Genomic DNA, 25,668 nt, shown 5'->3' with positions numbered 1-25,668 from the left:
GGCGACGACGGCTTACTTGGCCGTGTAGACGATCTCGACGCGACGGTTCTGCGACCAGCAGGACTCGCTGGAATCGGTGCAGACCGGGCGCTCTTCGCCGTAGCTGACCACGGACAGCTGGCTGGCCGAACCGCCGCTGGCCTGCAGGGCGGAATTCACGGCGTTGCCGCGGCGCTCGCCCAGGCCGATGTTGTACTCACGGCTGCCTCGCTCGTCGGCGTGGCCTTCCAGCGTGATGCGCGAGGACGGACGGTCACGCAGGTACTTGGCGTGGCACCCCATGATGGCCTGGAACTCCGGCTTCAGGGCGTCCTGGTCGAGGTCGAAGTAGACCACGCGCTGGCGCAGGCAGGCGTCGGTGTCCAGGTCGCCCGGGCCGTACACGCCCGACGTGGTCGGGGTGGTCGGGGTGGTCGGCGTGGTGGTGGTGGTGTCGGCCGGCGGCGTCGGCTTCACGTCCTTCTTGCAGCCCGCCAGCACGGCGACGGACATCAGGGACAGCATCAGAACACGGGTGGTGTTGTTCATGGTCATTCCTTGCGTCATTGGAACAGGGGGACAGGTGGAGCGAGGGGTCACATTGTAGACACAAACTTAACGAGCGGTACGGTAGGGCGACCACGCAGGTTCGCGCACATCCGCATTCGCCACGACCAGACGCTGGCGTACGCGCGCATCCGCGGAGACGGCATACAGCACGCCGCGCCCGCCTTCGCGTGCGGCGTACAGCACCATGCTGGCGTTGGGGGCGAAACTCGGCGACTCGTCCAGCGAGCCCGGCGACAGCGACGACCAGCGCGCGCCACCCAGACTGCTGTCCATCAGGGCGATGCGGTAGTTGTTGCCGCTGCCCTGCACCACTGCCACCTTCTTGCCGTCGTACGACACCGTAGCCGTCGCGTTGTAGTTGCCTTCGAACGTCACCCGGCTGGCGCTGCCGCCAGCGGCGGGCACGCGGTAGATCTGCGGGCGACCGCCGCGATCGGAGGTGAAGTAGATGCTGCCGCCATCCGCGCTCCACACCGGCTCGGTGTCGATGGCGGACGTATTGGTGAGCTGGCGCAGCGAACGGCTGCCGAGATCCATCACGTAGATCTCGGGATTGCCGCTGCGCGACAGCGTCAACGCCAACTGGCGGCCATCGGGCGAGAACGCGGGCGCGCCATTGATGCCGCGGAAGCTGGCGATCTTCTCGCGCGCACCGGTCGAGATGTCCTGGATATAGATGGCCGAGTTGCCGCTCTCGAAGCTGACGTAGGCCAGCTTGCGGCCATCCGGGCTCCATGACGGGGACAGCAGCGGCTCGGCCGAACGCACGACCGTCTGCGGGTTGTAACCGTCGGAATCGGCCACCATCAGCGCGTAGCGCGTTGCCTTGCCGGTGCCGGCAGCGGTGACGTAGGCGATGCGGGTCCAGAACGCGCCACGCACGCCGAGGATCTTCTCGTAGATGGCATCGGCCATCTGGTGGGCGACGTCACGCAGCGCATTCGAGCGCGCCGTCATGGCCAGGCCGAGCATGCGCTCCTTCTTGGCCACGTCGAAGAGTTCGTACTCGACGCGATAGCCGCCGTCGCCGGCATCCACCACGCGACCGACCACGATGTAGTCCTGGCGCAGGGCCTGCCAGGTCGGATACTGGATCTCGCCACCCCGGGTCGGACGCTCGGCGATGCGGGCCTCCGGCAACGTGCGGAAGGCGCCCGAGCGCTCGAGGTCGGCACGGACAACTGCGGACACGTCGGTCGGCGGAGCGGCCGCGCTACCCTGGTAGGGCATGGGCACCACGGTGATCGGCAGGGCCGAGGCGTTGCCGCCGATGATGTCGATCTCCAGACCCTGCTGCTGGGCGGACGCCAGCACCGGGGCGAGCATGAACAGGATCAAGGCGAACCAGCGCAACGGTTTCTTCATGGGCAACGACTCTGCGGTTGGGCGGGGCGGCAAAGGGATACCAGCCCCCACGTGAACGTTTTAACAATTGTGAACGGAAGGCAGCGAAACGCGGCGTGAAGTCAGCGGTCGCGGGCCTCGAAGTTCAGCGTCAGGGTGCGGGCGAAGACGGTCTCGAAGCCGCGGTACGGCAGCGGTCGCGCCTTGAGTACGGCGCGTTCGATCGAGTCCTGCCCCGCCGCATCCATGGCGCACCCCGGCTGCACTTCTGCGCTGACCACATCGCCGCCGGGCAACTGGCGGATCACCACACGGCACCGCGTACCGACCGGCACGGACTCCGGGCGCGTCCACTGACGCAAGACAGCCTCCTGGATGGCGGCGGCATAGCGCCCCCTCAGATCCTCATCCGTGCCGCCGGTGCCCGCCGGACCGGCGGACGGCGCCTGCGTGGACGTCGCCGTGGCCGCCGCCTGCCGCGCCCGCGCATCTGCGAGCTGACGGAGCTTCTGTTCGGCCAGCTGCGCCTCGCGGGCCGCCTGCGCGCGCTGGCGCCGGATCTCCTCAAGACGCTTCTTGTCGGCCTCGGCCTTCTGCGCGGCCTCCGTGGCGATGCGCTTTTGCCTGTCTTCTTCCTGTTGGGCGGCGAGCCGGCGCTGCTGCTCGGCCTGCTCCTGGCGCTTGCGCTCGGTCAGGTCGATCTGTTCCTGGCGGCGCTTGGCCTCCTGCTCCTGTCGCGCCTTTTCCTGCGAAATCGCCTCACGGCGCGCTTCATCCTGGTCGACCTCATCCGGCACCGGAATGCGTTCCTGCGCCTGCGCCTGGCGTTCGACCGGCGCGTCCTGCGGTGCAGGCTCGGGAATCGGCTGGGGGGGCGGGACGGTGTCCTCGGGAGCCGGCTCCTGCACCGGCTCGGGCATCGGCGCCGGCTGGAAATCGAGCGCCCGTTCGACCGCGCGCGCATCGGACGACGACACGTCGAGCGTGGCCTCCATCGATTGCGAGCCTGCGGCATTCAGTCGCTCGCGGTCCCACTTGAAATACGGCGACACCAGCAGCACCACGAGCAGCAGCACGTGCAGGCCGATGGCCCACGCAACCGCCCGGCCCAGCCCTTCGTCCTGCGGCAGCGTCTGTCGCTGGAAGGCTTCAGCGTGCATGGCGCGTTACTGCTTGGTCCACAGGACGACGTTGGTCACCTTGGCCTTCTTCAGCGCCTCGGTGGCGTCGATCACCCGCTGGTACGGCGCATCCGCGTCGCCTGCGAGCAGTACGCGCAATTCGTTGCCCTGTTCGGCCTTGATCGGCGCCAGCATGGCCTCGAGCTGCGCCGCGTCGACGGTGCGCGGCGCCTTGTCGCCGGGCAGTTGCAGGCCCAGCCGGCCATCCGGGTAGGCGACGACGATGATCGGGTCGTTCTTGGTTTCCACGGCCTTGGCCGTGGACGACGGCAGCTTCACGTCCACGCTCAGCGTGAGCAGCGGCGCGGTCACCATGAAGATGATCAGCAGCACCAGCATCACGTCGATGTAGGGCACGACGTTGATCTCGGATTTCAGCTTGCGCCGCTTGCGGTGGACGATGCTTCCGGCCATGGGGAACTCCGCTTACTCGGCTGCGTTCTGGCGCTGGAGGATGGAGCTGAACTCTTCGGCGAAGCTCTCGTAGCGCACCGCCAGCCGCTCGACGCGGGTGGTGAAGCGGTTGTACGCCCACACCGCGGGAATCGCGACGAACAGGCCGATCGCCGTGGCGAACAGCGCTTCCGAAATGCCCGGCGCGACGGCGGCGATGCCTGCCTGCTCGCCGCTGTTGAGCATGTCGTGCATCGTCACCATGATGCCGAACACCGTACCTACGAGGCCGACGTAAGGCGCTGTGGAGCCGATGTTGGCGAGCAGTTCCAGGTTGCGCTCAAGCTGGTCGACTTCGCGCGTATAAGTCACGCGCATGGCGCGCTGTGCGCCTTCCAGCTGCGCGCGTCCGTCAAGGCCGCGCTTGTCGCGCAGGCGGGTGAACTCGCGGAAGCCCGCTTCGAAGATCGCCTCCAGGCCGGTCACCATGCGATTGCGGTCGGCGGCGCCGGCGTAGAGCTTGTGCAGTTCGGCGCCCGACCAGAAGCGGCTCTCGAACTCGTCGGCATCGCGGTTGGCGTTTTTGAACACGCGCCCCTTGCGGAAGATGATCACCCAGCTGATCAGCGACCCGGCCAGCAGCAGCAGCACGATCAACTGCACCGGCAGGCTGGCCTTGAGCATCAGGTCGATGTAGTTGATGCCGCTGTGCACGGTGGCGGCGGCCGCATCGGCCGTCGCGGCGGCGGTCTCCGGCGGCAACGCCTCCACCACGGTGTCCTGGAAGGCCAGTAGCGTTGCGATCATCCGTCGTTCCTCGTCGTTCGGTTCGTGTTGCGCATCAGGTCAAAGCGGACGGCCCGGGGTTTCGAGCCGGCGGAATTCGTCATACAACGCCTCGGGCAGCGCAACGGGTCTGAAACCCGAGGCACTCAGCGCCGCCACCTTCACCTCAGCGGTCAGCAGGACCTCGCCGTCCCGCTCGATCGACTGGGCGAAGACCACGCTGGCCCGCTTGCACTGGTGGATGCGCGCCGACACGTGCAGCAGATCGTCCAACCGCGCGGGACGCAGAAAATCCAGGCGCATCGCGCGGACGGCGAACACCAGGTCGTGGGTCTGGCGCAGTCGTTCCTGGGCATGGCCCCGGACCCGCAACCATTCGGTACGGGTCCGTTCGAGGAAAGCAACGTATTGCGCGTGGTACACCACGCCACCGGCGTCGGTATCTTCCCAATAGACGCGTGTCGGAAAGATGAACGGCACCGCCTCCGCGGCGATCCTCGTCGAATCAGTAGTCAACGCATGCGCTCCCGCACCCTGTGGTGCATACCAACCTGTAACCAGTGCCGCTCAGAACAGTTCACCGGACGCATCGCCCGGTTCGGGAACGCGCCCCTTCGGCGTGAGTCCCAGGTGCAGGTACGCCTTGCGGGTCGCCATGCGTCCGCGAGCGGTGCGGATCAGGAAACCCTGCTGGATCAGATAGGGTTCGATGACGTCTTCCAGCGTGCCCCGCTCCTCGCTGAGCGCGGCAGCCAGGGACTCGACGCCCACCGGACCGCCATCGAAACTGTCGACGATGGTGCGCAGCATGCGGCGGTCGAGTTCGTCGAAGCCCTCGGGGTCCACCTTCAGCATCTGCATCGCCGCGCGCGCGACATCGACGTCGATATGACCGTCGGCCTTGACCTGCGCGTAATCGCGCACGCGGCGCAGCAGGCGGTTGGCGATGCGGGGCGTGCCGCGGGCACGGCGCGCGATCTCCGCGGCGCCTTCCGGCACGCAGTCCATGCCCAAGATGCGCGCCGAGCGCTGCACGATGCGGGTCAGCTCTTCGGGCGAGTAGAACTCGAGTCGCTGCACGATGCCGAAGCGGTCCCGCAGCGGCGCGGTCAGAAGACCGGCGCGGGTGGTGGCGCCGATCAGGGTGAACGGCGGCAGGTCGAGTTTGATCGAACGGGCCGCAGGGCCCTCGCCGATCATGATGTCGATCTGGAAATCCTCCATCGCCGGATACAGCACTTCCTCGACGACGGGCGAGAGGCGATGGATCTCGTCGACGAACAGCACGTCGTGCGGCTGCAGGTTGGTCAGCAGCGCCGCCAGGTCGCCGGCTTTCTCGATCACCGGGCCCGAGGTCACGCGCAGGTTCACGCCCAGCTCGTTGGCGATCACGTGGCTCAGCGTGGTCTTGCCGAGGCCGGGCGGCCCGAAGATCAGCACGTGGTCCAGCGCCTCGCCGCGTCCTTTCGCCGCCTGGATGTAGATGTCCAGCTGTTCGCGCACCGGCTTCTGGCCGAGGTACTCGTCCAGCCGCTTCGGCCGGATGCTGGCCTCGATGGCGTCGTCTTCGCGGGTGGCGGAGGAATCGATGATGCGGTCGGCGGTCATGGCGCCATTATGACGGACCGGCTGTGCTTGCGACCGCGCGATCAGGCCGCCACGACAGGCCGTGACCTCATCCCGCGCGTCAGCCGCTCGTAGGAGGCATGCCACACCCACTCCAACGGCCCCCGCTTCGCATGTCGCTGCCACGCGTGGGCGAACAGCATCACGCAGGCCGCGACCGCCACGTAGGCCGCGATCGTTACCGGCACCGAAGCGGCATCCGGAACACGCCGCGCCAACCCCAGCCCCCAGTCGTAGCAAAGGGCGGACGCCAACAGGTTCTGCAGCACATACCCACTCAATGCCATGCGGCCCACCTCGGCCAAGCGCTGTCCGAGGAAGCCGGGTGTTGGCCGCCGCTGCGACGCTTCCGCGACCGCCGCCAGGAGTCCCACCGCCACGAATGGCGCGCTGCCGTAGCGGCCGGCCATGATGCCTGCTTCGCCTCCGAACACGCCCAACGCCATGTCGATGGGCCACGCCAGCCCCAGGCCGATGACCATCAGCCAACGGCGCAGGCCCGCGCCGCGAGCCTCGAACACGCCCGCATCGAGCAGGCGCGCCCCGGCCAGGAACAACGCCACGCTCATCGGTGCGATGAAGATCATTTCCTGGCGGAAGAGCCAGACGTGGTCGATCCGCGCCACCACCAGGTCCCACCAGCTCGCATTGACCGTTGCCGTCGCGACGGCCGGCTCGGCCGCGAGCTGGTCACCCCACAGCGCCAGCGCAACGACGATGATGCCCAGGAACATCAGGTGGAGCGTGGCGGCCACGGCCAGCCAGGCCCACCGACCCCGGGCACCCAGCTTCAACATGAAGGCCACGATCACCGATGTGAGCGCATAGCCCATCAGCACATCGAATTCGACGACGAACAGATAGTTCAGCACGCCATCGACGAAGAGCAGCAGCGCGCGTATCAGGTACGGACCCGGCCACCGGGCACCCTGCGCCGCCGCGGAACGCTGCTGCAAGGCGATGCCCATGCCGAACATCAGCGCCAACAGACCGAGGAACTTGCCCTGGGTCAGCTGCTGCAATGCCAGCACGGCCCAGTGCGCCTCCGATGCTCGTCCCCACCCGGACTCCATGTAACCGAGCAAGCCGCCGGGATACATGAAGACCCAGATGTTGGTGCCCAGCGTGCCGAGGATGGCGATGCCGCGCAGCACGTCGAGCACGGTCAGGCGGTCATGCGGCGGCATCCTGCCTCCTTGCGTGGGGCGGAGCCCAAGTTTACGGCAGCGCCCCGCACGCGACGCGCGGTCAGATCTCGACCTGCGCGCCGAGCTCGACCAGGCGGTTGCCCGGGATCCGGAAGAACCCCGTCGCAGGCGCCGCATTCCGATGCATGGCCGCGAACAGCTTGTCGCGCCAGATCGGCATGCCTCCCTGTCGACGCGCGACCACGGTTTCGCGGCTGGCGAAGTACGTGGTTTCCATGGGGTCGAAATACACGCCGCCCTGGTCGCACGACCCCATCAGTGCCTGCGGGACGTCCGGCGTTTCGGCGAAACCGTAGCTGATCACCACCCGGTAGAAATCGTCGCCGATCGGATCGATCTTCAGGCGCTTCTTCTTCGGCGCATACGGCACGGTCAGCGTCTCGACCGTCAGGAACACGTTGCGCTCGTGCAGCACCTTGTTGTGCTTGAGGTTGTGCAGCAGCGCGTGCGGCACCACGCCCTTGTCGGCGGTCAGGAAGATGGCCGTGCCGGGGACGCGCACCGGCGGCGCCAGCATCAGGCCCGGCAGGAAGGTATCCAGCCGGATGCCTTCCTTCTGCACCTCGCCATGCAGCAGCTCGCGGCCGCGGCGCCAGGTGCGCATCATCGTGAAGGCGGTGATGCCGATGAACAGCGGCACCCAGGCGCCGATGCCGGTGACCAGCTTGGCGCCGTTGGCGAACAGGAAGGCCAGGTCGATCACCAGGAAGACGCCGCACAACGGCAGTACCCAGCGGCGCGAATCCGGCCAGCGCGTGTACGCCACGATGGCCAGCAGCAAGGTATCGATCAGCATGGTACCGGTGACCGACAGGCCATACGCCGTGGCCAGCGCCCCCGAGCTCTGGAAGCTCAGCACCAGCACGATCACCGCCAGGTACAGCATCAGGTTGACCGACGGCACGTAGATCTGGCCGATGGTGTCCTTCGAGGTGTACTTGATGTGCAGGCGCGGCAGGTAGCCCAGTTGGATGGCCTGGCGCGTCACCGAGAACGCGCCGGTGATGACCGCCTGCGAAGCCACCGCGGCCGCCGTCGTCGCCAGCACCAGCATCGGGATCTGCGCCCAGTCCGGGATCGACATGTAGAACGGATTCGCGACCGCTTCGGGATGGCGCAGCAGCACCGCGCCCTGGCCGTAGTAGTTCAGCACCAGCGCCGGCAGCACGAAGCCGAACCAGCCCCAGCGGATGGGCCGTTTGCCGAAGTGGCCCATGTCGGCGTACAGCGCCTCACCGCCGGTCACGGTCAGCACCACGGCGCCGAGGATCAGCACGGCGTGCCAGTCGTGGGTCACGAAGAAATGCCACGCCCAGTACGGGTTGAGCGCCGCCAGCACCGAGGGATTGTGTGCGATGTTGTAGATGCCGAAGCCGGCCAGCACGATGAACCAGGTGATCATCACCGGACCGAAGGCCCTGCCGACTTTCGCCGTGCCGAAACGCTGCATGGCGAACAGGCCGGTCAGGATGACCAGGCTGATCGGCACCACCCACTGCTTGAAGACGGGCGACACGACTTCCAGGCCCTCCACCGCACCCAGCACGGTGATCGGCGGGGTGATCATGCCGTCGCCGAAGAACAGCGCCGCGCCGAAGATGCCGAGGATGCCGACTGTGTAGCTCATGCGCGAGCCCTTGGCCAGGCTGCGCTGCGCCAGCGCCGTCAGCGCCATGATGCCGCCCTCGCCTTCGTTGTCGGCGCGCATGATCACGATGACGTACTTCAGCGTCACCACCAGCAGCAGCGACCAGAAGCCCAGCGACAACAGGCCGCGCACCGTGTCAGGATCGGGCGTCAGGCCGAAGTGCGGGTGGAACATCTCCTTGATGGTGTACAGCGGGCTGGTGCCGATGTCGCCGAACACCACGCCGACCGCGCCGGCCACCAGCGCGACCATGCCTGCCTTGGAATGACCGTGCTGGCCGGTGTCGCCGGGCGCGGCGTGGGAAGAATGTGGGGTGGACATGGCGGCCGGCAGGGTAGCGCTGTGGAAGTGAAGGGATGCTCTAACGCAGCGCTCAGCGCAGCGCGGCCTGCAGGGCCTTGCGGATGATCATGGCGGCATCGTCGCCGGGCGCGGCGGCATCGCGCGCCATGCGGGTGGCCTCGGCGGGCTTGTAGCCGAGCTGCTGCAGGGCGATGGTGGCTTCGGACTGCGGATCCGCCGGCAGCGCGGTGATGCCGCCCACGCCGGTACCCATCAGGTCGGCCGCGCGGTCGCGCAGTTCCACCACCATGCGCTCGGCGGTCTTCTTGCCGATGCCGGGGATGCGCGTCAGCGCCGTGACATCGCCGGCCTGCACCATGCGCGCGAACTCGTCCACGCTGGCGCCGGACAGCACCGCCAGCGCGATCTTCGCGCCGATGCCGCTGACCTTCTGCACGTCGCGGAACAGCCGGCGCTCGCCCTCGCGCAGGAAGCCGTACAGCGACACGCTGTCCTCCTTCTGCGCATGGTGGGTGAACAGCAGCACTTCGCGACCCACGTCCGGCAGGTCGTAGAACGTGCTCATCGGCGCCTCGAGCTCATAGCCCACGCCGCCCACGTCGATCACCAGCCAGGGCGGGGACTTGTACGCCAGGATGCCGCGAAGACGTCCGATCATTTCCTGCTCCAGGCCAGTTGCGAACTCACGCCCAGCCGTTTGGCGGTGGCGCGCACGTGTGCGTGGGTGATGGCGACGGCCAGCGCATCGGCCGCATCGGCCTGCAGCTTGCCGTGCAGGTTGAGCATGATGCCGACCATGTGCTGGATCTGGGTCTTTTCTGCGCTGCCACGGCCGACGACGGCCAGCTTCACTTCCTTGGCGGCGTACTCGTGCACCGGCAGGTCGCGCAGGACGACGGCACTGATGGCGGCGCCCCGCGCCTGCCCCAGTTTCAGCGCCGAATCCGGATTGCGCGCCATGAAGACTTTCTCGATGGCCACTTCGTCCGGTTGCCACGCGGCGATGATGGCGGTCAGCCCATCCAGCAGCACGCGCAGGCGCTGCGGGAAATCCTCGGCGCCCAGCAGCACCAGCGGTGCATGGTGGACGTGGCTCACCTTGCCCGTGGCATCGACATCGATGATGCCGATGCCGGTGCGCTGGGAACCGGGGTCGATGCCGAGGATGCGGGTCACGGGATCGGCTTACGCGTACGCGTCGGCGCCCAGGTCGGCGTTGGAGTAGACGTCCTGCACATCGTCGAGGTCTTCCAGCATGTCCAGCAGCTTCTTCACCTGCAGGGAGGTCTCGCCTTCCACGCGGATGTCGTTGTCGGCACGGTAGGTGATCTCGGCGTGGCCCGGCGCCAGGCCGGCGGCCGTCATCGCCTCCTTGACGGCCTGGAAAGCATCCGGCGCGGTGACCACGTCGATCGAGCCGTCATCGGGATAGACCACGATGTCATCGGCGCCCGCCTCGATGGCCGCTTCGGTGATCTTCTCTTCGTCGGCCCCCGGTGCGTAGCTCAGCACGCCGAGACGCTTGAACATGAAGGCGACCGAGCCTTCCGTTCCCATGTTGCCGCCGTGCTTGCCGAACGCATGGCGCACTTCGGCCACGGTGCGCACGCGGTTGTCGGTCAGGCAGTCGACGATCACCGCGACGCCGCCCGGCGCGTAGCCTTCGTAGCGGATCTCTTCGAACACCACGCCTTCCAGCTCACCGGTCGCCTTCTTGATGGCGCGCTCGATGACGTCCTTCGACATGTTGGCCGACAGGCCCTTGTCCACGGCCGCACGCAGGCGCGGGTTGTTGGCGGGTTCGCCGCCGCCGGCGCGGGCCGCCACGCCGATCTCGCGGATGATCTTGGTGAAGATCTTGCCCCGTTTGGCATCGGTGGCGTTCTTGCGGGCTTCGATCGACGGGCCTCTGCCCATGGTGACTTCCGGAGTGCACTGACAAGGGCGCGGATTATACGCGCCCGCCTGCGCAGGTCAGTCCTGTCCGTCGAAGCGGCCGTTGCGAAGGAAGCAGGCCGCCTGGTGGGCGGCATCGGCGGAGAACACCAGACCGGTGTGGCTGGCAGGCACCACGCAGTGCGCCGCCAGGCCGGGCAGCCGGGTCTCTTCCAGTCCGACCGTGCCGTCCGACGCGCCGTCGAACCGGGTGATCAGGCGCCCGATGCCGCGCGCGACGTTCCCCGCCACCATCGCCACCGGTACGTGCCCGTCCCATGGCACGCAGCCCGTCTGCAGCAGCGCGCCGCTGCGGCCGAGCACGGGCGCCGTCCAAGCGTGCCGACCCAGACGGCGGGCGGCGCCGCTGCCGCACAGCGGCGACCCTAGGCAGACCATCCGCCGCACGGGCAAGCCGGGCGCGCGACGCAGTGCCTCCAGTCCTATCAGGCCGCCCAGGCTGTGCCCGACCAGATGCACCGGCGGCGAGGCCTGCAGCCGCTCGATCAGGGCGGCGATCGCTGGCTCCGGGCCGCCCAGGATGCTGGGATAGCCGAACACTTCGACCTCGAAGCCTTCGCGGCGCAATCGCCGTGCGAGGGGAGCGAGCCAGGATTTCGCATTCCAGATGCCGTGCACCAGCAGCACGCGGGTGGTGTCGTCTCTCGCATCATTCATGCGCGGCCGTATGGGCGACAGCGCGGGTTCGTGGCCCACCGCGTCAGTGCGTTGCATGCAGGCGCTTCCATTCGCGCGGCGACATGCCGCTGTGCGCCTTGAACGCACGCGACAGCGCCGCCTCGCTGCCGTAGCCCACGTCCGAGGCCACCACCTTGAGTGGCCTGCCCTGCCGCAGCGCCTGTTGTGCGAGGCCCACCCGCCAGCCCTGCAGGTACTGGCCCGGCGTGGTGCCCAGCGCCTCGCGGAAATGCGTCGCGAACACGCTGCGCGACATGCCGGCCACGCCCGCCAGGTCGTCCAGCGTCCAGTCCTTCGATGGCGCCTCGTGCATGGCGACGAGGGCGTGACGCAGGCGCGGGTGCGACAGGCCGGCCAACATCCCGCCCTTCACCTCGCCGGTCTCCATCAGTTGCCGCAGCACCTGGATCATGACCACCTCGAACAGCCGGTTGACCAGCGCGGTGCGGCCGCAGCGCTGGGTGAAGGCCTCCTCGAACAGCAACGCCAGCACCTCCTGCGCACCGACGATGCCATCGAGCGGCAGGCAGACCACGTCCGGCAACGCGGCGCCGATCGGATTCTGCGCGCCGCCGTCGAAGCGCACGTTGGCGCAGGCCATGTCGGCTCCGCGTTCGTCGTCGCTGACGAAACGGTGCGTCATCGCACGGGGATAGAGCAGCAGGCTGGGCGCGTCGATGCGCAGCGACGCGCTGCCGTGGAACACCTCCAGCGGTCCTCGCTGGATCAGGTGCAGCTGGCCCACGCCAGGCTCCGCCTCCAGCGTGTTGATGCCGCAGAGCGCGCCGGCATGGAACACCTCCGCCGACACCGAGAACCGTTCCAGCAGCACAGCGAGCCTGTCGACCACATCGGTACTCCCGATCAAGTTATCAGGACTATACGTCACGAATCGTACGCACGGAGCGCGCAAAGTACACCTCACCGGACGGCCACCCCGCTCCGGACCCCCCCACCCTTGCAGGAGTAACGCCATGTCCATCGAAACGATCCTCTACACCGCCACTGCCACCGCCTCGGGTGGCCGCGAAGGCCAGGCCACCTCGTCCGACGGCGCGCTGGACGTCACGCTGTCGACCCCGCGCGAACTGGGCGGCGCCGGTGGCCCGGGCACCAACCCCGAGCAGCTGTTCGCCGCCGGCTACTCGGCCTGCTTCCTGGGTGCGTTGAAGTTCGTCGCCGGCAAGCAGAAGATCAGCCTGCCTGGCACCACCACCGTCACCGGCAAGGTCGGCATCGGCCAGATCCCCACCGGCTTCGGTATCCAGGCGGAATTGACCATCGCTGCACCCGGCATCGCCCGCGACCAGCTGCAGGCCCTCGTCGACGCTGCACACATCGTCTGCCCGTACTCCAACGCCACGCGAGGCAACATCGACGTGACGCTGGCGATCGCCGACTGACCGCTGTTCCTGACCACCCTCCACAGGAATCCAATCCCATGAACACGCTCACCCGCACGTTTGCCGCCAGCATGCTGGCCGTCGCCACCCAGGCCGGAATGACCGCCCAGGCCGCACCGGCCACCGCGCCGGTGGCCGCAGAACGCACCGCCAGCACCATCACCACCGCCGACGGTGTGCAGCTCTATTACAAGGACTGGGGCCCGAAGAACGGTCCGGTCGTGACCTTCAGCCATGGCTGGCCGCTGTCTTCGGACAGTTGGGAGTCGCAGATGATCTTCCTGGCTTCCAAGGGCTACCGCGTGGTGGCGCACGACCGCCGCGGCCACGGCCGCTCCAGCCAGCCGTGGGACGGCAACGACATGGATCACTATGCCGATGACCTCGCCACCGTGATCAACACACTCGACCTGAAGGACGTCACCGTGGTCGGCTTCTCCACCGGCGGCGGCGAAGTGGCGCGCTACATCGGTCGCCACGGCACCGGCCGGGTGAAGAAGGCGGTGCTGATCAGCGCGGTTCCGCCGCTCATGCTGAAAACCGCGGACAACCCGGGCGGCCTGCCGATCGAAGTGTTCGATGGCATCCGCAAAGGCCAGTTGGACAACCGTGCGCAGCTCTACAAGGACATCCCGTCCGGCCCGTTCTACGGCTTCAACCGCCCGGGCGCGAAGGTATCGCAGGGCCTGATCGACAGCTGGTGGGCGCAGGGCATGCAGGGCGGCCACAAGAACACCTACGACTCGATCGCCGCGTTCTCGGCCACCGACTTCCGCGACGACCTGAAGAAGTTCGACATCCCCACCCTGGTGATCCACGGCGACGACGACCAGATCGTCCCCATCGACGCCGCCGGGCGCAGCTCGGCCAGGCTCATCAAGAACGCCAAGTTGATCGTGTACGCCGGCGCTCCCCATGGCCTGACCGATACCCACAAGGATCGCGTCAACCAGGACCTGCTCGACTTCCTGCAGAAGTAAGTTCCAATACGCAGACAAAGCAACGGCCGCATCAAGCGGCCGTTCGCTTTCGATCTTCCGCATCCCGATGCGCCAGCGAGCCCAACAGACCCGGAGGGCGGCGGACATGGATGTCCGCCGTATTACGCCTCGCCAGTGCTGTCCTGTAGCAGCGGGCCATGCCTGCGATGCTCTATCCCCGCCTGCATGGAAAGCATCGCGCCCAAGCGGCGCCCCCTACGGGGATGGGCGTGATCTTCCCGGTCTACGAACGGCGGCGAGCACTAGCAGACCCGGAGGGCGGCGGACATGGATGTCCGCCGTTTTCTGATAGCAACGAACTGATGGGATTGCTTCGTCGTGAAAGACGCTTTCTTTTGGTGACTTTTCTTTGCGTCAACGAAGAAAAGTTACCCGCTAGACCGAAGGGCTAGCGGAAGCTCCTGCATCAACCGACAGAAGAAGCATCCCGCCGCAGGATGAACTCATCATCCAGCGTCTTCCCCACCGGAAACTTGTACGCCCCGACCCGCACAAACCCCTGCCGCCCATAGAACCGCTGCGCACCGAAGTTCTCCGACCACACCCCGATCCACAGCGTCCGCGGCCCGTCCTTCAACAGCCACCGTTCCACCTCGGCGAACAGCTTCCCGCCCCACCCGCCGTTCTGGTGCGAGGCCAGCACGTACAGCCGCTTCAGCTCGCCATCGCCCTTCACCACGTCCGCGTGCGGCAACCCGCACGGCCCGGCGGCCGCATGACCCACGGCAACGCCATCGTCCTCGAGGAACCACACCGCGTAATCCGGGTGCGACAGGATGACCCGCTGCTTGTCGATGTCGTAGGCGTCGGCGAGGAATGCCGAAAGATCTTCCGCCGGATACAGATGTCCGAAGGTTTCCGTGAAGGTGCGCGACGCCAGGTCCGACAGGACCGCGGCGTCATCGACGGTGGCGCGGCGGATCTGCACGCTTACGCGTCCTCTTCTTCCTCTTCCTCTTCGTCCGCCTCGTCTTCCTCGTCGGCGTCCTCGTCTTCTTCCTCTTCGTACTCTTCTTCGTCTTCTTCTTCGTAGTCGTCCTCGCCGAAGTCCTCGCCGTCCCAGCGGCCCTGGCCGTCCGGTACGAAGGTCACCGCCATCGCGGCCGGCGACGTGCCGACACGCACCAGCCAGCCGCCGAACACGCGCGCGCGTTCCGTCACCAGGCCTGCATCGGCGCCTTCATTGCCCAGGCGTTCCCACTCCAGCGAAAAAGCAACTTCCGTCATCTTGGTTCTCTTGATGTTGAGCCCCCTTGAGTCAAGGGGGCGCGGCGTCAGCCGCGGGGTTGTGGCATGCAACGGCGCGGGGCCCGTCATTTCGCCCTGGCGAAATGACGGGGGCTTGACCGCTTAGCGGTCAAGTCCGCGGACGAACCTGGATGTGGACTTCAGCAAGCTGCTCGTCCGGGATCGGCGACGGCGCACCGGTCATCAGGCACTGCGCACTGGTGGTCTTGGGGAACGGGATGACGTCGCGGATCGACTCCGTGCCCGCCATCAGCGCCGCGATACGGTCGATGCCGAACGCGATGCCGCCATGCGGCGGCGCGCCGAAGCGCAGCGCGTCCAGCAGGAAGCCGAACTTGGCTTCCGCCTCTTCCGCACCGATGCCAAGCAGTTCGAACACCGCGCTCTGCATGTCGGGGCGGTGGATACGGATCGAACCACCACCGATCTCGTTGCCGTTCAGCACCATGTCGTAACCGCGGGATACCGCCGTCTTCGCGTTCGCACGCAGATCGCCGATGTCGTCCACCGCGGGCGCGGTGAAGGGATGGTGGAGCGCGACATAGCGCTGCGCCTCGTCGTCCCATTCGAACATCGGGAAGTCGGTGACCCACAGCGGCTTCCAGCCGTCCTGGACCAGGCCGAAGTCCTTGCCGGCCTTCAGGCGCAGCGCGCCCATGAAGTCGCTGACCTTGTTGTAGCCGCCCGCACCGAAGAACACGATGTCGCCGTTGCCGGCGCCGACGTGCTTCACCAGCGCCGCGAAGGCGTCTTCGGCGAAGAACTTCCGGATCGGCGAGGAGATTTCGCCAGCCTCGTCGATCTTGATGTAGGCCAGGCCCTTGGCACCGTACTTGGCGGCATGCGCAGCGTACTCGTCGATCTGCTTGCGGCTTAGCGACGCACCGCCGGGGATGCGCAGCGCGGCCACACGGCCGTCCGGATCGTTGGCGGCGGCGGTGAACACCGCGAACTCGCTGGACTTCACCAGTTCGCCCACGTCCACCAGCTCCAGCGCGATGCGCAGGTCCGGCTTGTCCGAGCCGTAGCGACGCATCGCCTCGGCCCAGGTCATGCGCGGGAATTGTGCGTCCAGCCGCACGTCCATCACCTCGGCGAAGATGTCGCGGATCATGCCTTCCACGGCGTCCTGCACGTCGCGCTCGCGCACGAAGGCGAACTCCATGTCGAGCTGGGTGAACTCGAGCTGGCGGTCGGCGCGCAGCGCTTCATCGCGGAAGCAGCGCGCGATCTGGTAGTAACGGTCGAAGCCGGCCACCATCAGGATCTGCTTGAACAGCTGCGGCGACTGCGGCAGCGCGTAGAACTCGCCCGGATGCATGCGCGCCGGCACCAGGAAGTCGCGCGCGCCTTCCGGCGTGGCCTTGGTGAGGATCGGCGTCTCGATGTCCTGGAAGCCGCGTGCGTCCAGCCAGCGGCGCAGCGCCTGCACCAGCTTGATGCGGGTGCGCTGCTTGCGCTGCATGTCGGGGCTGCGCAGGTCCAGGTAGCGGTATTTCAGGCGGATGTCCTCGCCCGGGTTTTCGTGGTGATGGAACGGCAGCGGCTCGGCCTTGTTGAGCACGGTGATCTTCGTCGCGATCACTTCCACCTTACCGGTACGGATCTTGGCGTTGACGGCTTCGCGCGCGCGCACCACGCCTTCGACCTGCAACACGTCCTCGTACCCCAGCGACGCGGCCACCTTGAACACCTCGGCACTGGACGGGTCCACCGTCACCTGCACGATGCCCTCGTGGTCGCGCAGGTCGATGAAGCACACGCCGCCGAGGTTGCGGGCGACATCGGTCCAGCCGCACAGGGTCACGGTCTGGCCGATCATGGCCTCGTCGACGAGGCCGCAGAAATGGGTACGCATGGGGGCTCCACTGGGTTTGGACCGGGGCCGGGACGTTCCGCGGCCGGACAGGCCGGTCAAGCCGGGTAGTTTACCCGGTCCCCTGCCCGCCAGCCCCACCTCCGCCCCTGCACGGCCTTAACGGGCCGGGCGTATGCTGGCGCCTCCCCAGGAGGGTGCCACCATGAAGAAGCCGTTGTTGCAGTCCGTGCTCGTACTGTTGCTGGCCCTGGTGGCCGGCAGCGCTGTCGCCCAGATCGGTACGCGGGCCTATGCACCTGAGAACCTTCGCCAGCTGTCCGTCCAGGACCAGACGCGGGTCATCAGCTTGGAGTATTCCGAACAGTCCCGCGGTCGCCGCATTCCGGACGACCAGCTCCGCTTCTACCTGGACCAGGTCAACCGGTCCAACTGGACCTTCAGTCGGATCAAGCAGGACATCGCGCAGTCGCTCGGCGGCAACAGCGGCGGCTGGAATCCGAACCCGCCTTCCAACGGCAACACCATCCTCTGCGAGAGCAAGAGCGGCGACGCCAAGCGCTGCACGCCGCCATGGCGGGGGCAGTCGCGGCTGGTGAGGCAGATCTCCAACAGCCGCTGCGAAGAGGGCGCCACGTGGAGCTCGCAGGACGGCCTGATCACCGTATGGAAGGGGTGCCGCGGCGAATTCGCCCAGGGCAACGCCACCGGCGGCACGATCCGCTGTGAAAGCAACGACGGCCGCGGGCGCACCTGCCGCACGCCGTGGAGTGGCCACTCGCGCCTGACCCGACAGCTGTCGAACGCGGCCTGCGTGGAAGGCCGGAGCTGGCAGTCGCAACAGGGCCAGGTCTACGTGGGCAACGGCTGCCGCGCCGAGTTCGGTCCGCGCATCGGTGGCGGTGGCGGCTCCAGCAACTACTCCGTGACCTGCAGCAGCGAAGACAACCGCCGCAAGACCTGCGCGTACGACCCGCGGCAGGGCCGGCCGATCCTGCTGCAGCAGATCTCGAACACCAGCTGTCGCGAGGGTTACAGCTGGGGCTACACGGGCGCCCAGATCTGGGTGGATCGCGGCTGCCGCGGTCGCTTCGGGCCGCGTTGAGCGATCCCTACTCATTCAACCGCCGGCGCCCCAGGGTGCCGGCGGCAGGTCGACCGGCCTGGCGAGGTCGAATTCCACCCGGAACAACCGGCCGTTCGGCCGGCTCAATTCGTAGACGAAGGTCTTGCCTGGCACCAGCTCCATCGCCCAGGTATTCGTCACCGAGGCCGCCAGGCCTTCCCGTTCGAACATCACGATCGAATCCGCGTCCACCGGGAACGCCTGCCGCCGCGTGCTGCCCGGCTCGGCCGTGTCGCCGCCATACATCGTCACCGCGTCCGGACTGCCGTCTTCGTGGCGGTGATCGTGCTTCAACCTCACGCCGGTACCGGTGCGCGTCAGCACCCAGGTACGCGAATGGTCATCGCCGACGTGGAAGGGAATGCGGATCTCGCGCGTCGGGTCGCTGCATCCACGCACATGCATGACCAGCGCCTTGCCCTCGAAGGGATCCGGGGTGGTCGACGCAGGTTGGTTGGCCGTGATGCGGCCGGCGTAGGCCTTGCCGCAGTGGAAGCGCAGATTGGACCAGAACTGGTCACGAGGCTCGGCGGCGATGGGCACCGGCGCATCAATTCCCAGCGCCAGGGGTCCTGAATGCAGCGCCTTTTCTCCACATCCGCTGACGCACAGCAACGCGAATATCGCCACGTAAATTCTGCTCATCGCATTCCTCGCTAGCCAAGGAATGCACCTTACACCGAGCTGCCTTACGACGAAGACGACGGCGTCGCCGGCTTCGATTCCGTCTTCGCCGGCGTACTTTCGGTCTTCGCCGGCGCCGCCTCGGCAGGCTTCGACTCACCGGAAGGCTTTGCGCCTTCGCCGCCGTCTGCCAGGTTGCGCTTCTTGTCGCCGTCCTTCTTGAAGTCGGTCTCGTACCAGCCGCTGCCCGCCAGCCGGAACGACGGCGCCGTCAGCTGGCGCTTCACCGCGTGCGCACTGCAGGCGGGGCAGGTGTCGGGATCCGGATCGGACAGTTTCTGCAGGCGGTCGAAACTGTGGCCGCACTGGGTGCATTCGAAGGCGTAGATGGGCATGGCAGCTGATCGGGGGGGGTGGGACGGACGTACGGGGTGTGGGGATGGCGGTGGCGCGATTCAAGCCTCGTCGTACAGCGCCGACCAGGCCTCTTCGGCCTTCGCCAGTTGCTGCTGTAGCGCTTCGCGATCCCGGCCCAGTCGCGCGGCGAGTTCGGCGTCGGCGTAGCTCTTCGGGTCCGCGAGTTGCGCATCGACATCGGCCAGCTTGCCTTCGAGTTCGGCGACCTTGGCCTCGGCGGCGGCCAACTTCACCGGATTGACCTTGCGCACGGGCGCTGGCGCGGCTTTCGGGGCGGGCGCGGGCTCGCTGCGCAGCGGCTTGCTGCCCTGCGCGGAGGCGCGCGTGCGCAACCAGGCGGCGTATTCGTCCAGGTCGCCATCGAACGGCTCGACCACGCCATCGGCGACGCGCCAGAAGGTGTCGCACACCAGGCCGATCAGGTGGCGGTCATGCGAGACCATCACGATCGCGCCATCGAAATCGCTGAGCGCTTCGGCCAAGGCTTCGCGCATCTCCAGGTCGAGGTGGTTGGTGGGTTCGTCGAGCAGCAGCACGTTCGGCTGCTGCCAGGCGATCAGCGCCAGCGCCAAGCGGGCGCGTTCGCCGCCGGAGAAGCCATCCACCGGCTCGAATGCGCGGTCGCCCGGGAAGTTCCACTTGCCCAGGAAGTCGCGGAACGACTGGTTGCTGCCTTCCGGCGACAGTTCGCGGAAATGGTCCATCGGCGACTGGCCTTCATGCAGCGACTCCACCGTGTGCTGCGCGAAGTAGCCGATGCGCAGGTCCGGGTGCGCCATGCGGTCGCCCGCCATGGTCGGCAGCTCGCCGACCAGGGTCTTCACCAGCGTGGTCTTGCCCGCGCCATTGGGGCCCAGCAGGCCGATGCGCTGGCCCGCTTCGAGGCCGAAGCCGACGTCGTGGAGGATGACGGCGTCGCCGCCGTAACCGGCTTCGACATGGTTGAGGCGGATCAGCGAGAACGGCAGCTTGGCCGGCTCGGCAAACTCGATGCGGAATTCGCGCTCCGCGCGCACGGCCTCGGTACCGGCCAGCTTGGCCAGGCGCTTCATGCGGCTTTGCGCCTGCGCGGCCTTCGATGCCTTGGCCTTGAAGCGGTCGATGAAGCTCTGCAGGTGCGCGCGTTCTGCCTGTTCCTTCTCGTGCGCGATCTGCTGCTGGCGCAGCTGTTCGGCGCGCTGGCGCTCGAAGTCGGTGTAGCCGCCGGTGTACAGCTTGGCGCCGCCGCCATGCAGGTGCAGCGTGTGGGTCGCGACGTTGTCGAGGAACTCACGGTCGTGCGAGATCAGCAGCAGCGTGCCGGGATACTTCAGCAGCCACTGCTCCAGCCAGAGCACCGCGTCCATGTCGAGGTGGTTGGTGGGCTCGTCGAGCAGTAGCAGGTCGCTGGGCATCATCAGCGCGCGCGCAAGGTTCAGGCGCACCCGCCAGCCGCCGGAGAACGACGACACCGGGCGGTGGTGCGTGTCGGCCGGGAAACCGAGGCCGTGCAGCAGCTTGCCGGCGCGCGCCTCGGCGTCGTAGGCGCCGATCTCGGCCATCTTCTGGTGCGCATTGGCCACCGCTTCCCAATCTTCCCGCGCGGTGGCATCGGCCTCGGCCTGCAGCACGGCGGCAACCTCGGTGTCCCCTCCGAGCACGAAGGTCAGCGCCGGGTCGGGGAGCGAGGGTGTTTCCTGCGCCACGCTGGCGATGCGCACCTTGCCGGGCAGGTCCAGGTCGCCCTTGTCGGCCTCGAGTTCGCCTTGGACGGCGGCGAACAGGCTGGACTTGCCCGCGCCGTTGCGACCCACCACGCCGACGCGGTAGCCCGCGTGCAGGGTGAGGTCGACGTTGGACAGCAGCAGGCGCTCACCACGGCGGAGCGCGAAATTACGAAGGGAAATCAAGAAACAACCTACGGGGATTTGGGGAAGAGCGGCCGCGTAGTTTATCGGTAGCGGGCCGCCTCACAGTTGTTAAGAATCCATTGACATCCATGTCATAGGGCGGTAACAAAGGGGTTGGTGCAACGCACAAAACTGATTTCAGCGGCAACTTTCCTGCCACCATCGACCCTGCTGCGCCGTCCTTCCATCCCGTTGGAGCCACCATGACCCGCAAGCTTTCGCCCCTCGCCTTCGCCGTCGCCCTGGCGCTCGCCACACCCATCGCCCTCGCGCAGGAAGCCCCTGCGTCGTCCGACGCGCAAACGCTCGACACCCTGATCGTCACCGGCACCCGCGTGGCGGATCGCACGGTGGCCGAATCCACTGCACCGATCGACATCATCACGCCCGAGGTGCTGGAGTCCACCGGCACGGTGGAACTGGCCACCGCGCTCTCGCGCGCCGTGCCCTCGATGAACTTCCCCCGCGCCGCGATCAACGATGGTACGGACGCGATGCGTCCGGCCCAGCTGCGCGGCCTGGCCCCCGACCACACCCTGGTGCTGGTGAACGGCAAGCGCTACCACCCGGGCGCGCTGGTCAACGTCAACGGCAGCCAGGGGCGCAGCTCCTCGCCGGTGGACCTCAACTCGATCCCGATTTCCGCCATCGAACGCGTTGAAGTGCTGCGGGACGGCGCCTCCGCGCAGTACGGCTCCGACGCCATCGCCGGTGTCATCAACATCGTGCTGAAGGGCGCCGACAGCGGCGGCAGCGTCAGCGTGACCGGCGGCGGCTACAGCGCCGGCGACGGCCGCCAGTACCAGGCGCTTGCCGATGCCGGCTTCAAGCTCGGTGAGAGCGGCAAGGTCCACCTGGCCGCACAGGCGGGGCATCAGGACCAGACCGACCGGGCACGTCCCTTCCTGGGGACGGTGACGGCAACCAGCGCGCCGGGCGGCAAGGTCGTGCAGCGCTATGGCGACCCCGAGGTCGACAACGCCTCCTTCCTGTACAACGGCGAAGTGGACGTCACCGACTACCTGACGTTCTATTCCTACGGCCTCCATACCAAGCGGGAAACGCTCTCCAACGGCTTCTTCCGCCCGGCCGGCGACTCGCGCAACATCCCGTCGATCTATCCGGACGGCTTCCTGCCGCAGATCTTCAACACGTCCACCGACGTCAGCGTTTCCAGCGGCATCAAGACCTTCACCGCCGGCGGCACCAACATCGACATCAGCTACACCTACGGCAGCAACGAACTGGAGTTCGACATCCAGAACACGTTGAACCGGAGCCTGGGCCCCACCTCGCCCACCGCGTTCTATGCCGGCTCTCTGGAACTCAAGCAGCACGTGCTGAACTTCGATTTCAACAAGCAACTGGACTGGGGCCTGGCCTATCCGGTCACCCTGTCCTACGGCGCGGAATGGCGAGGCGAGAAGTTCACCATCGGTGCCGGCGAACCCGGGTCGTACATCAACGGCGGGGTGTTGATCGGCGGCGCACCCGCTCCGTCCGGTGCGCAGGTGTTCCCGGGCTTCCGGCCGAGCGACAGCGGCAGCTTCGACCGCAACAACATTTCGTTCTACGCCGGCCTGGAAGGCGACCTGACCGAGAAACTGTCCGCCGGCGTCGCCGTGCGCTATGAGGACTACAGCGACTTCGGCGACACCACCACCGGCAAGCTGACGGGCCGCTACGCGTTCAACGACGCGGTGGCGCTGCGTGCGACGGCCTCGACGGGCTTCCACGCGCCGTCGCTGCAACAGCAGTACTACCAGACCACGTCGACCAACTTCATCGGCGGGCTGCCCTTCGACCTGGTGACGTTCCGGGTGACCAACCCGGCCGGCATCTCGCTCGGTGCGGAACCGCTGAAAGCGGAGGAATCGGACAACCTCAGCCTGGGCCTGGTGCTCACGCCGGTCGAGAACCTGTACGTCACCATCGATGGGTACCATATCAAGGTCAAGGACCGCATCACGCTGTCGGAGAACCTGACCAGTACCGCCGTGCGCACCTGGCTCAACGCGAACGGCTTCCCGGACGTCGCGGGCGGGCGCTACTTCACCAACGCGCTGGACACGACCACAAAGGGCGTCGACATCGTCGGCACGTACAAGTGGGCACTGGCGGCCAGCACGCTCGACTTCACCAGCGGCTACAACTACAACAAGACCACGATCGACCGCGTGGCGCCGAATCCGGCCGCGCTCACGGCGATCGATCCCACCGCGCTGCGCTTCGGCCGCGTGGAACTGGGCCGCTTCGAGGTGGGCGCGCCGCGCGACAAGTTCTTCCTCAACGGCATCTGGACCAAGGGCGGCTTCAGCGTCAGCACTACCGCCACGCGCTACGGCGAGTTCACCATCCTCAACGCCAACCCGGTGCTGGACCAGACGTTCGGCGCGAAGTGGCTGCTCGACCTGGCCTTCAGCTACAAGACCGGCGGTTGGCAGTTCACCGTGGGCGGTGACAACGTGCTGGACGAGTATCCGGACGAGAACCTGTTCATCTCGCCGGCACTGAACACCTCGACCACCGGCCAGCTGCCGTATCCGTCGCAAAGCCCGTTCGGCTTCAACGGTGCCTATGCATACGGGCGGATCAGCTATACCTGGTAAGCCACGCGCACCATGCTTCGCCGGAACGCCCCGCCTCGCGCGGGGCGTTCCCATGATGGGGGCAACTGAACCGCGCGACGCAGGCTTGGCATGCGTCGCGGGTTTGCGACAAAGCGTCCGCATCGGCGACACTCGACCGATCACGCCGCGGAACCGCGCCATTCGATGCACCATGACACCGACCTGATCAACATCATCGCGGTAGGCCTCGCCCTGGCCTTCGTGCTGGGCGCGCTTGCCCACAAACTGCGCTTCTCGCCGCTGGTCGGTTACCTCATCGCAGGCATCTTCGTCGGTCCATTCACGCCCGGCTTCGTCGCGGACCAGGAACTCGCCACACAATTGTCCGAACTGGGCGTGATGCTGCTGATGTTCGGCGTGGGCCTGCACTTTTCGCTGGAAGACCTGCTGGAAGTAAAAGCGATCGCCATTCCTGGCGCCATCGCGCAGATCGTGGTCGCGACCGGCCTGGGGTGGGCGCTGGCGTGGGGCATGGGCTGGACACCGCTCAACGGCTTCGTGTTCGGGCTGGCGTTGTCGGTGGCGAGCACGGTGGTACTGCTGCGTGCGATGGAGGAACGTCGCCTTCTCGAGACCAGGCGCGGCCGCATCGCGGTGGGCTGGCTGATCGTCGAGGATCTGGTGATGGTGCTGGCGCTGGTGATGCTGCCGGTGCTGGCGGAGGCATTCGGGCCGGAAGCCCAGGCTGAAGGTGCCAGCTTCGGCACGTTCATGGTGGCCATCGCCTGGACCTTCATCAAGCTGGGTGCCTTCGTCGCCTTCATGCTGGTGGTGGGTCGGCGCGCCATCCCGTGGACGCTGGAGAAGATCGCCGCCACCGGTTCGCGCGAGCTGTTCACCCTGTCGGTACTGGCGATCGCGCTGGGCGTGGCGTTCGGCTCGGCCACGCTGTTCGGCGTGTCGTTCGCGCTGGGCGCGTTCTTCGCCGGCATGCTGCTCAACGAATCGGAGCTCAGCCACAAGGCCGCCAACGACTCGCTGCCGCTGCGCGACGCGTTCGCGGTGCTGTTCTTCGTCTCGGTCGGCATGCTGTTCAACCCGGCGATCCTGGTGGCGCATCCGTGGCAGGTGCTGGCCACGTTCGGGATCATCGTGATCGGCAAGTCGGTGGCGGCGTACTACATCGTCAAGGCGTTCAAGCATCCGACCGGCACCGCGCTGACGATCTCGGTCAGCCTGGCGCAGATCGGCGAGTTCTCCTTCATCCTGGCCGCGCTGGGCGTGGCATTGAAGATCCTGCCGCCGGACGGGCGCGACCTGATCCTGGCCGGCTCGCTGCTGTCCATCATCGCCAACCCGTTCCTGTTTTCGTGGCTCGACCGCTGGCAGACGAAGCAGGAAGCGCTGGCACCCTTGCCAGCCGAACCCGAGGTGCCGCCCGGTCCGTCGCTGGACGTCACCGACCACGCCATCATCATCGGCTACGGCCGCGTGGGCAGCGAGCTGGCACGCGTCCTGCGCGACCGGGGCGTGCCGTTGATCGTCATCGACGACAACGGCGACCACGTCGCCCGCGCACACGATGCGGGCATTCCCGCGATCCGCGGCAGTGCGGCCGCCGACCGCGTGCTCGCGGAAGCGCACCCGGAGCGCGCCAAGATCGCCGTGCTGGCGATCCCCCAGCCGTTGGAAGCCGGCGAGACACTGGCCAAGCTGCGCGCGATCAACCCTTCGCTAACCCTGCTGGCACGCGCGCACAGCGACGGCGAAGTGAAGCACCTGCTGGAACACGGCGCCGACGGCGCCGTGCTGGCCGAACGCGAACTCGCGTTCTCGCTGGCCGAAATGGTGATGTCCACGCCGCCCTACCGCCCGCAGCGCACGAGTGCCTGAGCCGCCGCC

General features: G+C 67.3%; 25 protein-coding genes. 5 read left to right on the top strand and 20 right to left on the bottom strand.

What is annotated here, in order from left to right:
• Positions 1 to 12 precede the first annotated feature (12 nt).
• The 14 genes from pal to Q0907_RS01220 form a co-directional block, all read right to left on the bottom strand.
• A complete protein-coding gene (gene pal, locus Q0907_RS01285; protein WP_299340768.1) occupies positions 13 to 528 on the bottom strand; it encodes a peptidoglycan-associated lipoprotein Pal in 516 nt (171 codons plus the stop codon).
• A 66-nt stretch (positions 529 to 594) separates the two neighbouring features.
• On the bottom strand, positions 595 to 1,914 hold the full coding sequence (gene tolB, locus Q0907_RS01280; protein ID WP_299340766.1) for a Tol-Pal system beta propeller repeat protein TolB: 1,320 nt from the start codon (positions 1,912 to 1,914) through the stop codon (positions 595 to 597).
• A 101-nt stretch (positions 1,915 to 2,015) separates the two neighbouring features.
• On the bottom strand, positions 2,016 to 3,053 hold the full coding sequence (tolA, locus tag Q0907_RS01275; protein ID WP_299340763.1) for a cell envelope integrity protein TolA: 1,038 nt from the start codon (positions 3,051 to 3,053) through the stop codon (positions 2,016 to 2,018).
• A gap of 6 nt (positions 3,054 to 3,059) precedes the next feature.
• Positions 3,060 to 3,488, bottom strand: coding sequence for an ExbD/TolR family protein (locus Q0907_RS01270; RefSeq protein ID WP_296279778.1), 429 nt, complete (start codon positions 3,486 to 3,488; stop codon positions 3,060 to 3,062).
• A gap of 12 nt (positions 3,489 to 3,500) precedes the next feature.
• Entirely contained in the window at positions 3,501 to 4,274 is a 774-nt protein-coding gene (gene tolQ, locus Q0907_RS01265) for a protein TolQ (protein ID WP_296279777.1), read from the bottom strand.
• A 39-nt stretch (positions 4,275 to 4,313) separates the two neighbouring features.
• Positions 4,314 to 4,769, bottom strand: coding sequence for a tol-pal system-associated acyl-CoA thioesterase (gene ybgC, locus Q0907_RS01260; RefSeq protein ID WP_299340759.1), 456 nt, complete (start codon positions 4,767 to 4,769; stop codon positions 4,314 to 4,316).
• 51 nt (positions 4,770 to 4,820) lie between these two features.
• Positions 4,821 to 5,861 (bottom strand): Holliday junction branch migration DNA helicase RuvB, encoded by a 1,041-nt coding sequence (gene ruvB, locus Q0907_RS01255; RefSeq protein WP_296279775.1) that lies wholly within the window; start codon positions 5,859 to 5,861, stop codon positions 4,821 to 4,823.
• 41 nt (positions 5,862 to 5,902) lie between these two features.
• Entirely contained in the window at positions 5,903 to 7,066 is a 1,164-nt protein-coding gene (locus Q0907_RS01250; protein ID WP_299340756.1) for a DUF418 domain-containing protein, read from the bottom strand.
• A gap of 61 nt (positions 7,067 to 7,127) precedes the next feature.
• Positions 7,128 to 8,987 carry a potassium transporter Kup gene (locus Q0907_RS01245; protein WP_296279851.1) on the bottom strand — a complete coding sequence of 620 codons (1,860 nt, stop codon included), beginning with the start codon at positions 8,985 to 8,987 and terminating at the stop codon, positions 7,128 to 7,130.
• A 121-nt stretch (positions 8,988 to 9,108) separates the two neighbouring features.
• Complete coding sequence (ruvA, locus tag Q0907_RS01240; protein WP_296279773.1) at positions 9,109 to 9,696, bottom strand: Holliday junction branch migration protein RuvA; 588 nt, start codon at positions 9,694 to 9,696, stop codon at positions 9,109 to 9,111.
• Entirely contained in the window at positions 9,693 to 10,214 is a 522-nt protein-coding gene (gene ruvC / locus Q0907_RS01235; RefSeq protein ID WP_299340753.1) for a crossover junction endodeoxyribonuclease RuvC, read from the bottom strand. Before ruvC ends, ruvA begins: the two co-directional genes overlap by 4 nt.
• A gap of 9 nt (positions 10,215 to 10,223) precedes the next feature.
• The gene (locus Q0907_RS01230) at positions 10,224 to 10,955 is read right to left on the bottom strand and encodes a YebC/PmpR family DNA-binding transcriptional regulator (protein WP_299340751.1); all 732 of its coding nucleotides are present in this window, start codon (positions 10,953 to 10,955) and stop codon (positions 10,224 to 10,226) included.
• 57 nt (positions 10,956 to 11,012) lie between these two features.
• The gene (locus tag Q0907_RS01225; protein ID WP_299342586.1) at positions 11,013 to 11,651 is read right to left on the bottom strand and encodes an alpha/beta hydrolase; all 639 of its coding nucleotides are present in this window, start codon (positions 11,649 to 11,651) and stop codon (positions 11,013 to 11,015) included.
• 43 nt (positions 11,652 to 11,694) lie between these two features.
• The gene (locus Q0907_RS01220) at positions 11,695 to 12,522 is read right to left on the bottom strand and encodes an AraC family transcriptional regulator (protein ID WP_299342584.1); all 828 of its coding nucleotides are present in this window, start codon (positions 12,520 to 12,522) and stop codon (positions 11,695 to 11,697) included.
• 124 nt (positions 12,523 to 12,646) lie between these two features.
• Here Q0907_RS01220 and Q0907_RS01215 point away from each other — a divergent pair, with 124 nt between their 5' ends.
• Positions 12,647 to 13,075 carry an organic hydroperoxide resistance protein gene (locus Q0907_RS01215; RefSeq protein WP_296279770.1) on the top strand — a complete coding sequence of 143 codons (429 nt, stop codon included), beginning with the start codon at positions 12,647 to 12,649 and terminating at the stop codon, positions 13,073 to 13,075.
• Between the two features lie 38 nt (positions 13,076 to 13,113).
• Positions 13,114 to 14,055, top strand: a complete 942-nt coding sequence (locus Q0907_RS01210; RefSeq protein WP_296279769.1) for an alpha/beta hydrolase — start codon at positions 13,114 to 13,116, stop codon at positions 14,053 to 14,055.
• Between the two features lie 427 nt (positions 14,056 to 14,482).
• Here the strand turns inward: Q0907_RS01210 and Q0907_RS01205 are convergent, their stop codons facing one another.
• The 3 genes from Q0907_RS01205 to aspS form a co-directional block, all read right to left on the bottom strand.
• Positions 14,483 to 15,004 (bottom strand): GNAT family N-acetyltransferase, encoded by a 522-nt coding sequence (locus tag Q0907_RS01205; RefSeq protein ID WP_299340717.1) that lies wholly within the window; start codon positions 15,002 to 15,004, stop codon positions 14,483 to 14,485.
• Between the two features lie 2 nt (positions 15,005 to 15,006).
• A complete protein-coding gene (locus Q0907_RS01200) occupies positions 15,007 to 15,303 on the bottom strand; it encodes a DNA primase (protein ID WP_299340714.1) in 297 nt (98 codons plus the stop codon).
• A 130-nt stretch (positions 15,304 to 15,433) separates the two neighbouring features.
• The gene (aspS, locus tag Q0907_RS01195; RefSeq protein ID WP_299340712.1) at positions 15,434 to 17,182 is read right to left on the bottom strand and encodes an aspartate--tRNA ligase; all 1,749 of its coding nucleotides are present in this window, start codon (positions 17,180 to 17,182) and stop codon (positions 15,434 to 15,436) included.
• A gap of 163 nt (positions 17,183 to 17,345) precedes the next feature.
• Between aspS and Q0907_RS01190 the strand changes: the two genes are divergently transcribed.
• Positions 17,346 to 18,245, top strand: a complete 900-nt coding sequence (locus tag Q0907_RS01190) for a DUF3011 domain-containing protein (protein ID WP_299340710.1) — start codon at positions 17,346 to 17,348, stop codon at positions 18,243 to 18,245.
• A 15-nt stretch (positions 18,246 to 18,260) separates the two neighbouring features.
• Here the strand turns inward: Q0907_RS01190 and Q0907_RS01185 are convergent, their stop codons facing one another.
• Genes Q0907_RS01185 through Q0907_RS01175 form a run of 3 tightly spaced genes read right to left on the bottom strand, consistent with a single transcriptional unit; the run spans position 18,261 to position 21,196 of the window.
• Positions 18,261 to 18,911 (bottom strand): hypothetical protein, encoded by a 651-nt coding sequence (locus Q0907_RS01185; RefSeq protein WP_299340707.1) that lies wholly within the window; start codon positions 18,909 to 18,911, stop codon positions 18,261 to 18,263.
• 44 nt (positions 18,912 to 18,955) lie between these two features.
• On the bottom strand, positions 18,956 to 19,285 hold the full coding sequence (locus tag Q0907_RS01180) for an FmdB family zinc ribbon protein (protein WP_299340704.1): 330 nt from the start codon (positions 19,283 to 19,285) through the stop codon (positions 18,956 to 18,958).
• A 60-nt stretch (positions 19,286 to 19,345) separates the two neighbouring features.
• Complete coding sequence (locus Q0907_RS01175; RefSeq protein WP_299340701.1) at positions 19,346 to 21,196, bottom strand: ABC-F family ATP-binding cassette domain-containing protein; 1,851 nt, start codon at positions 21,194 to 21,196, stop codon at positions 19,346 to 19,348.
• A 203-nt stretch (positions 21,197 to 21,399) separates the two neighbouring features.
• Between Q0907_RS01175 and Q0907_RS01170 the strand changes: the two genes are divergently transcribed.
• Both Q0907_RS01170 and ybaL read left to right on the top strand, forming a co-directional pair.
• Positions 21,400 to 23,805: a TonB-dependent receptor gene (locus tag Q0907_RS01170; RefSeq protein ID WP_299340698.1), complete on the top strand. Its 2,406-nt coding sequence runs from the start codon at positions 21,400 to 21,402 to the stop codon at positions 23,803 to 23,805.
• Positions 23,806 to 23,970: 165 nt separating this feature from the next.
• Entirely contained in the window at positions 23,971 to 25,659 is a 1,689-nt protein-coding gene (gene ybaL, locus Q0907_RS01165; protein ID WP_299340695.1) for a YbaL family putative K(+) efflux transporter, read from the top strand.
• Positions 25,660 to 25,668: the final 9 nt, after the last annotated feature.

The sequence above is a fragment of the uncultured Pseudoxanthomonas sp. genome, assembly GCF_947498795.1.
In the GTDB taxonomy this organism is placed as follows: Bacteria; Pseudomonadota; Gammaproteobacteria; order Xanthomonadales; family Xanthomonadaceae; genus Pseudoxanthomonas_A.
This window is presented reverse-complemented; position numbering and strand designations above follow the sequence as displayed.

Coding starts and splice junctions, on each gene's coding strand:
- Q0907_RS01170 (WP_299340698.1), top strand. CDS start 21,400: ATGACCCGCAAGCTTTCGCCCCTCGCCTTCGCCGTCGCCCTGGCGCTC.
- ruvB (WP_296279775.1), bottom strand. CDS start 5,861: ATGACCGCCGACCGCATCATCGATTCCTCCGCCACCCGCGAAGACGAC.
- Q0907_RS01185 (WP_299340707.1), bottom strand. CDS start 18,911: ATGAGCAGAATTTACGTGGCGATATTCGCGTTGCTGTGCGTCAGCGGA.
- tolB (WP_299340766.1), bottom strand. CDS start 1,914: ATGAAGAAACCGTTGCGCTGGTTCGCCTTGATCCTGTTCATGCTCGCC.
- ruvA (WP_296279773.1), bottom strand. CDS start 9,696: ATGATCGGACGTCTTCGCGGCATCCTGGCGTACAAGTCCCCGCCCTGG.
- Q0907_RS01270 (WP_296279778.1), bottom strand. CDS start 3,488: ATGGCCGGAAGCATCGTCCACCGCAAGCGGCGCAAGCTGAAATCCGAG.
- Q0907_RS01180 (WP_299340704.1), bottom strand. CDS start 19,285: ATGCCCATCTACGCCTTCGAATGCACCCAGTGCGGCCACAGTTTCGAC.
- ybaL (WP_299340695.1), top strand. CDS start 23,971: ATGCACCATGACACCGACCTGATCAACATCATCGCGGTAGGCCTCGCC.
- Q0907_RS01210 (WP_296279769.1), top strand. CDS start 13,114: ATGAACACGCTCACCCGCACGTTTGCCGCCAGCATGCTGGCCGTCGCC.
- aspS (WP_299340712.1), bottom strand. CDS start 17,182: ATGCGTACCCATTTCTGCGGCCTCGTCGACGAGGCCATGATCGGCCAG.
- pal (WP_299340768.1), bottom strand. CDS start 528: ATGAACAACACCACCCGTGTTCTGATGCTGTCCCTGATGTCCGTCGCC.
- Q0907_RS01230 (WP_299340751.1), bottom strand. CDS start 10,955: ATGGGCAGAGGCCCGTCGATCGAAGCCCGCAAGAACGCCACCGATGCC.
- Q0907_RS01250 (WP_299340756.1), bottom strand. CDS start 7,066: ATGCCGCCGCATGACCGCCTGACCGTGCTCGACGTGCTGCGCGGCATC.
- Q0907_RS01225 (WP_299342586.1), bottom strand. CDS start 11,651: ATGAATGATGCGAGAGACGACACCACCCGCGTGCTGCTGGTGCACGGC.
- Q0907_RS01245 (WP_296279851.1), bottom strand. CDS start 8,987: ATGGTCGCGCTGGTGGCCGGCGCGGTCGGCGTGGTGTTCGGCGACATC.
- tolA (WP_299340763.1), bottom strand. CDS start 3,053: ATGCACGCTGAAGCCTTCCAGCGACAGACGCTGCCGCAGGACGAAGGG.
- Q0907_RS01200 (WP_299340714.1), bottom strand. CDS start 15,303: ATGACGGAAGTTGCTTTTTCGCTGGAGTGGGAACGCCTGGGCAATGAA.
- Q0907_RS01190 (WP_299340710.1), top strand. CDS start 17,346: ATGAAGAAGCCGTTGTTGCAGTCCGTGCTCGTACTGTTGCTGGCCCTG.
- Q0907_RS01215 (WP_296279770.1), top strand. CDS start 12,647: ATGTCCATCGAAACGATCCTCTACACCGCCACTGCCACCGCCTCGGGT.
- tolQ (WP_296279777.1), bottom strand. CDS start 4,274: ATGATCGCAACGCTACTGGCCTTCCAGGACACCGTGGTGGAGGCGTTG.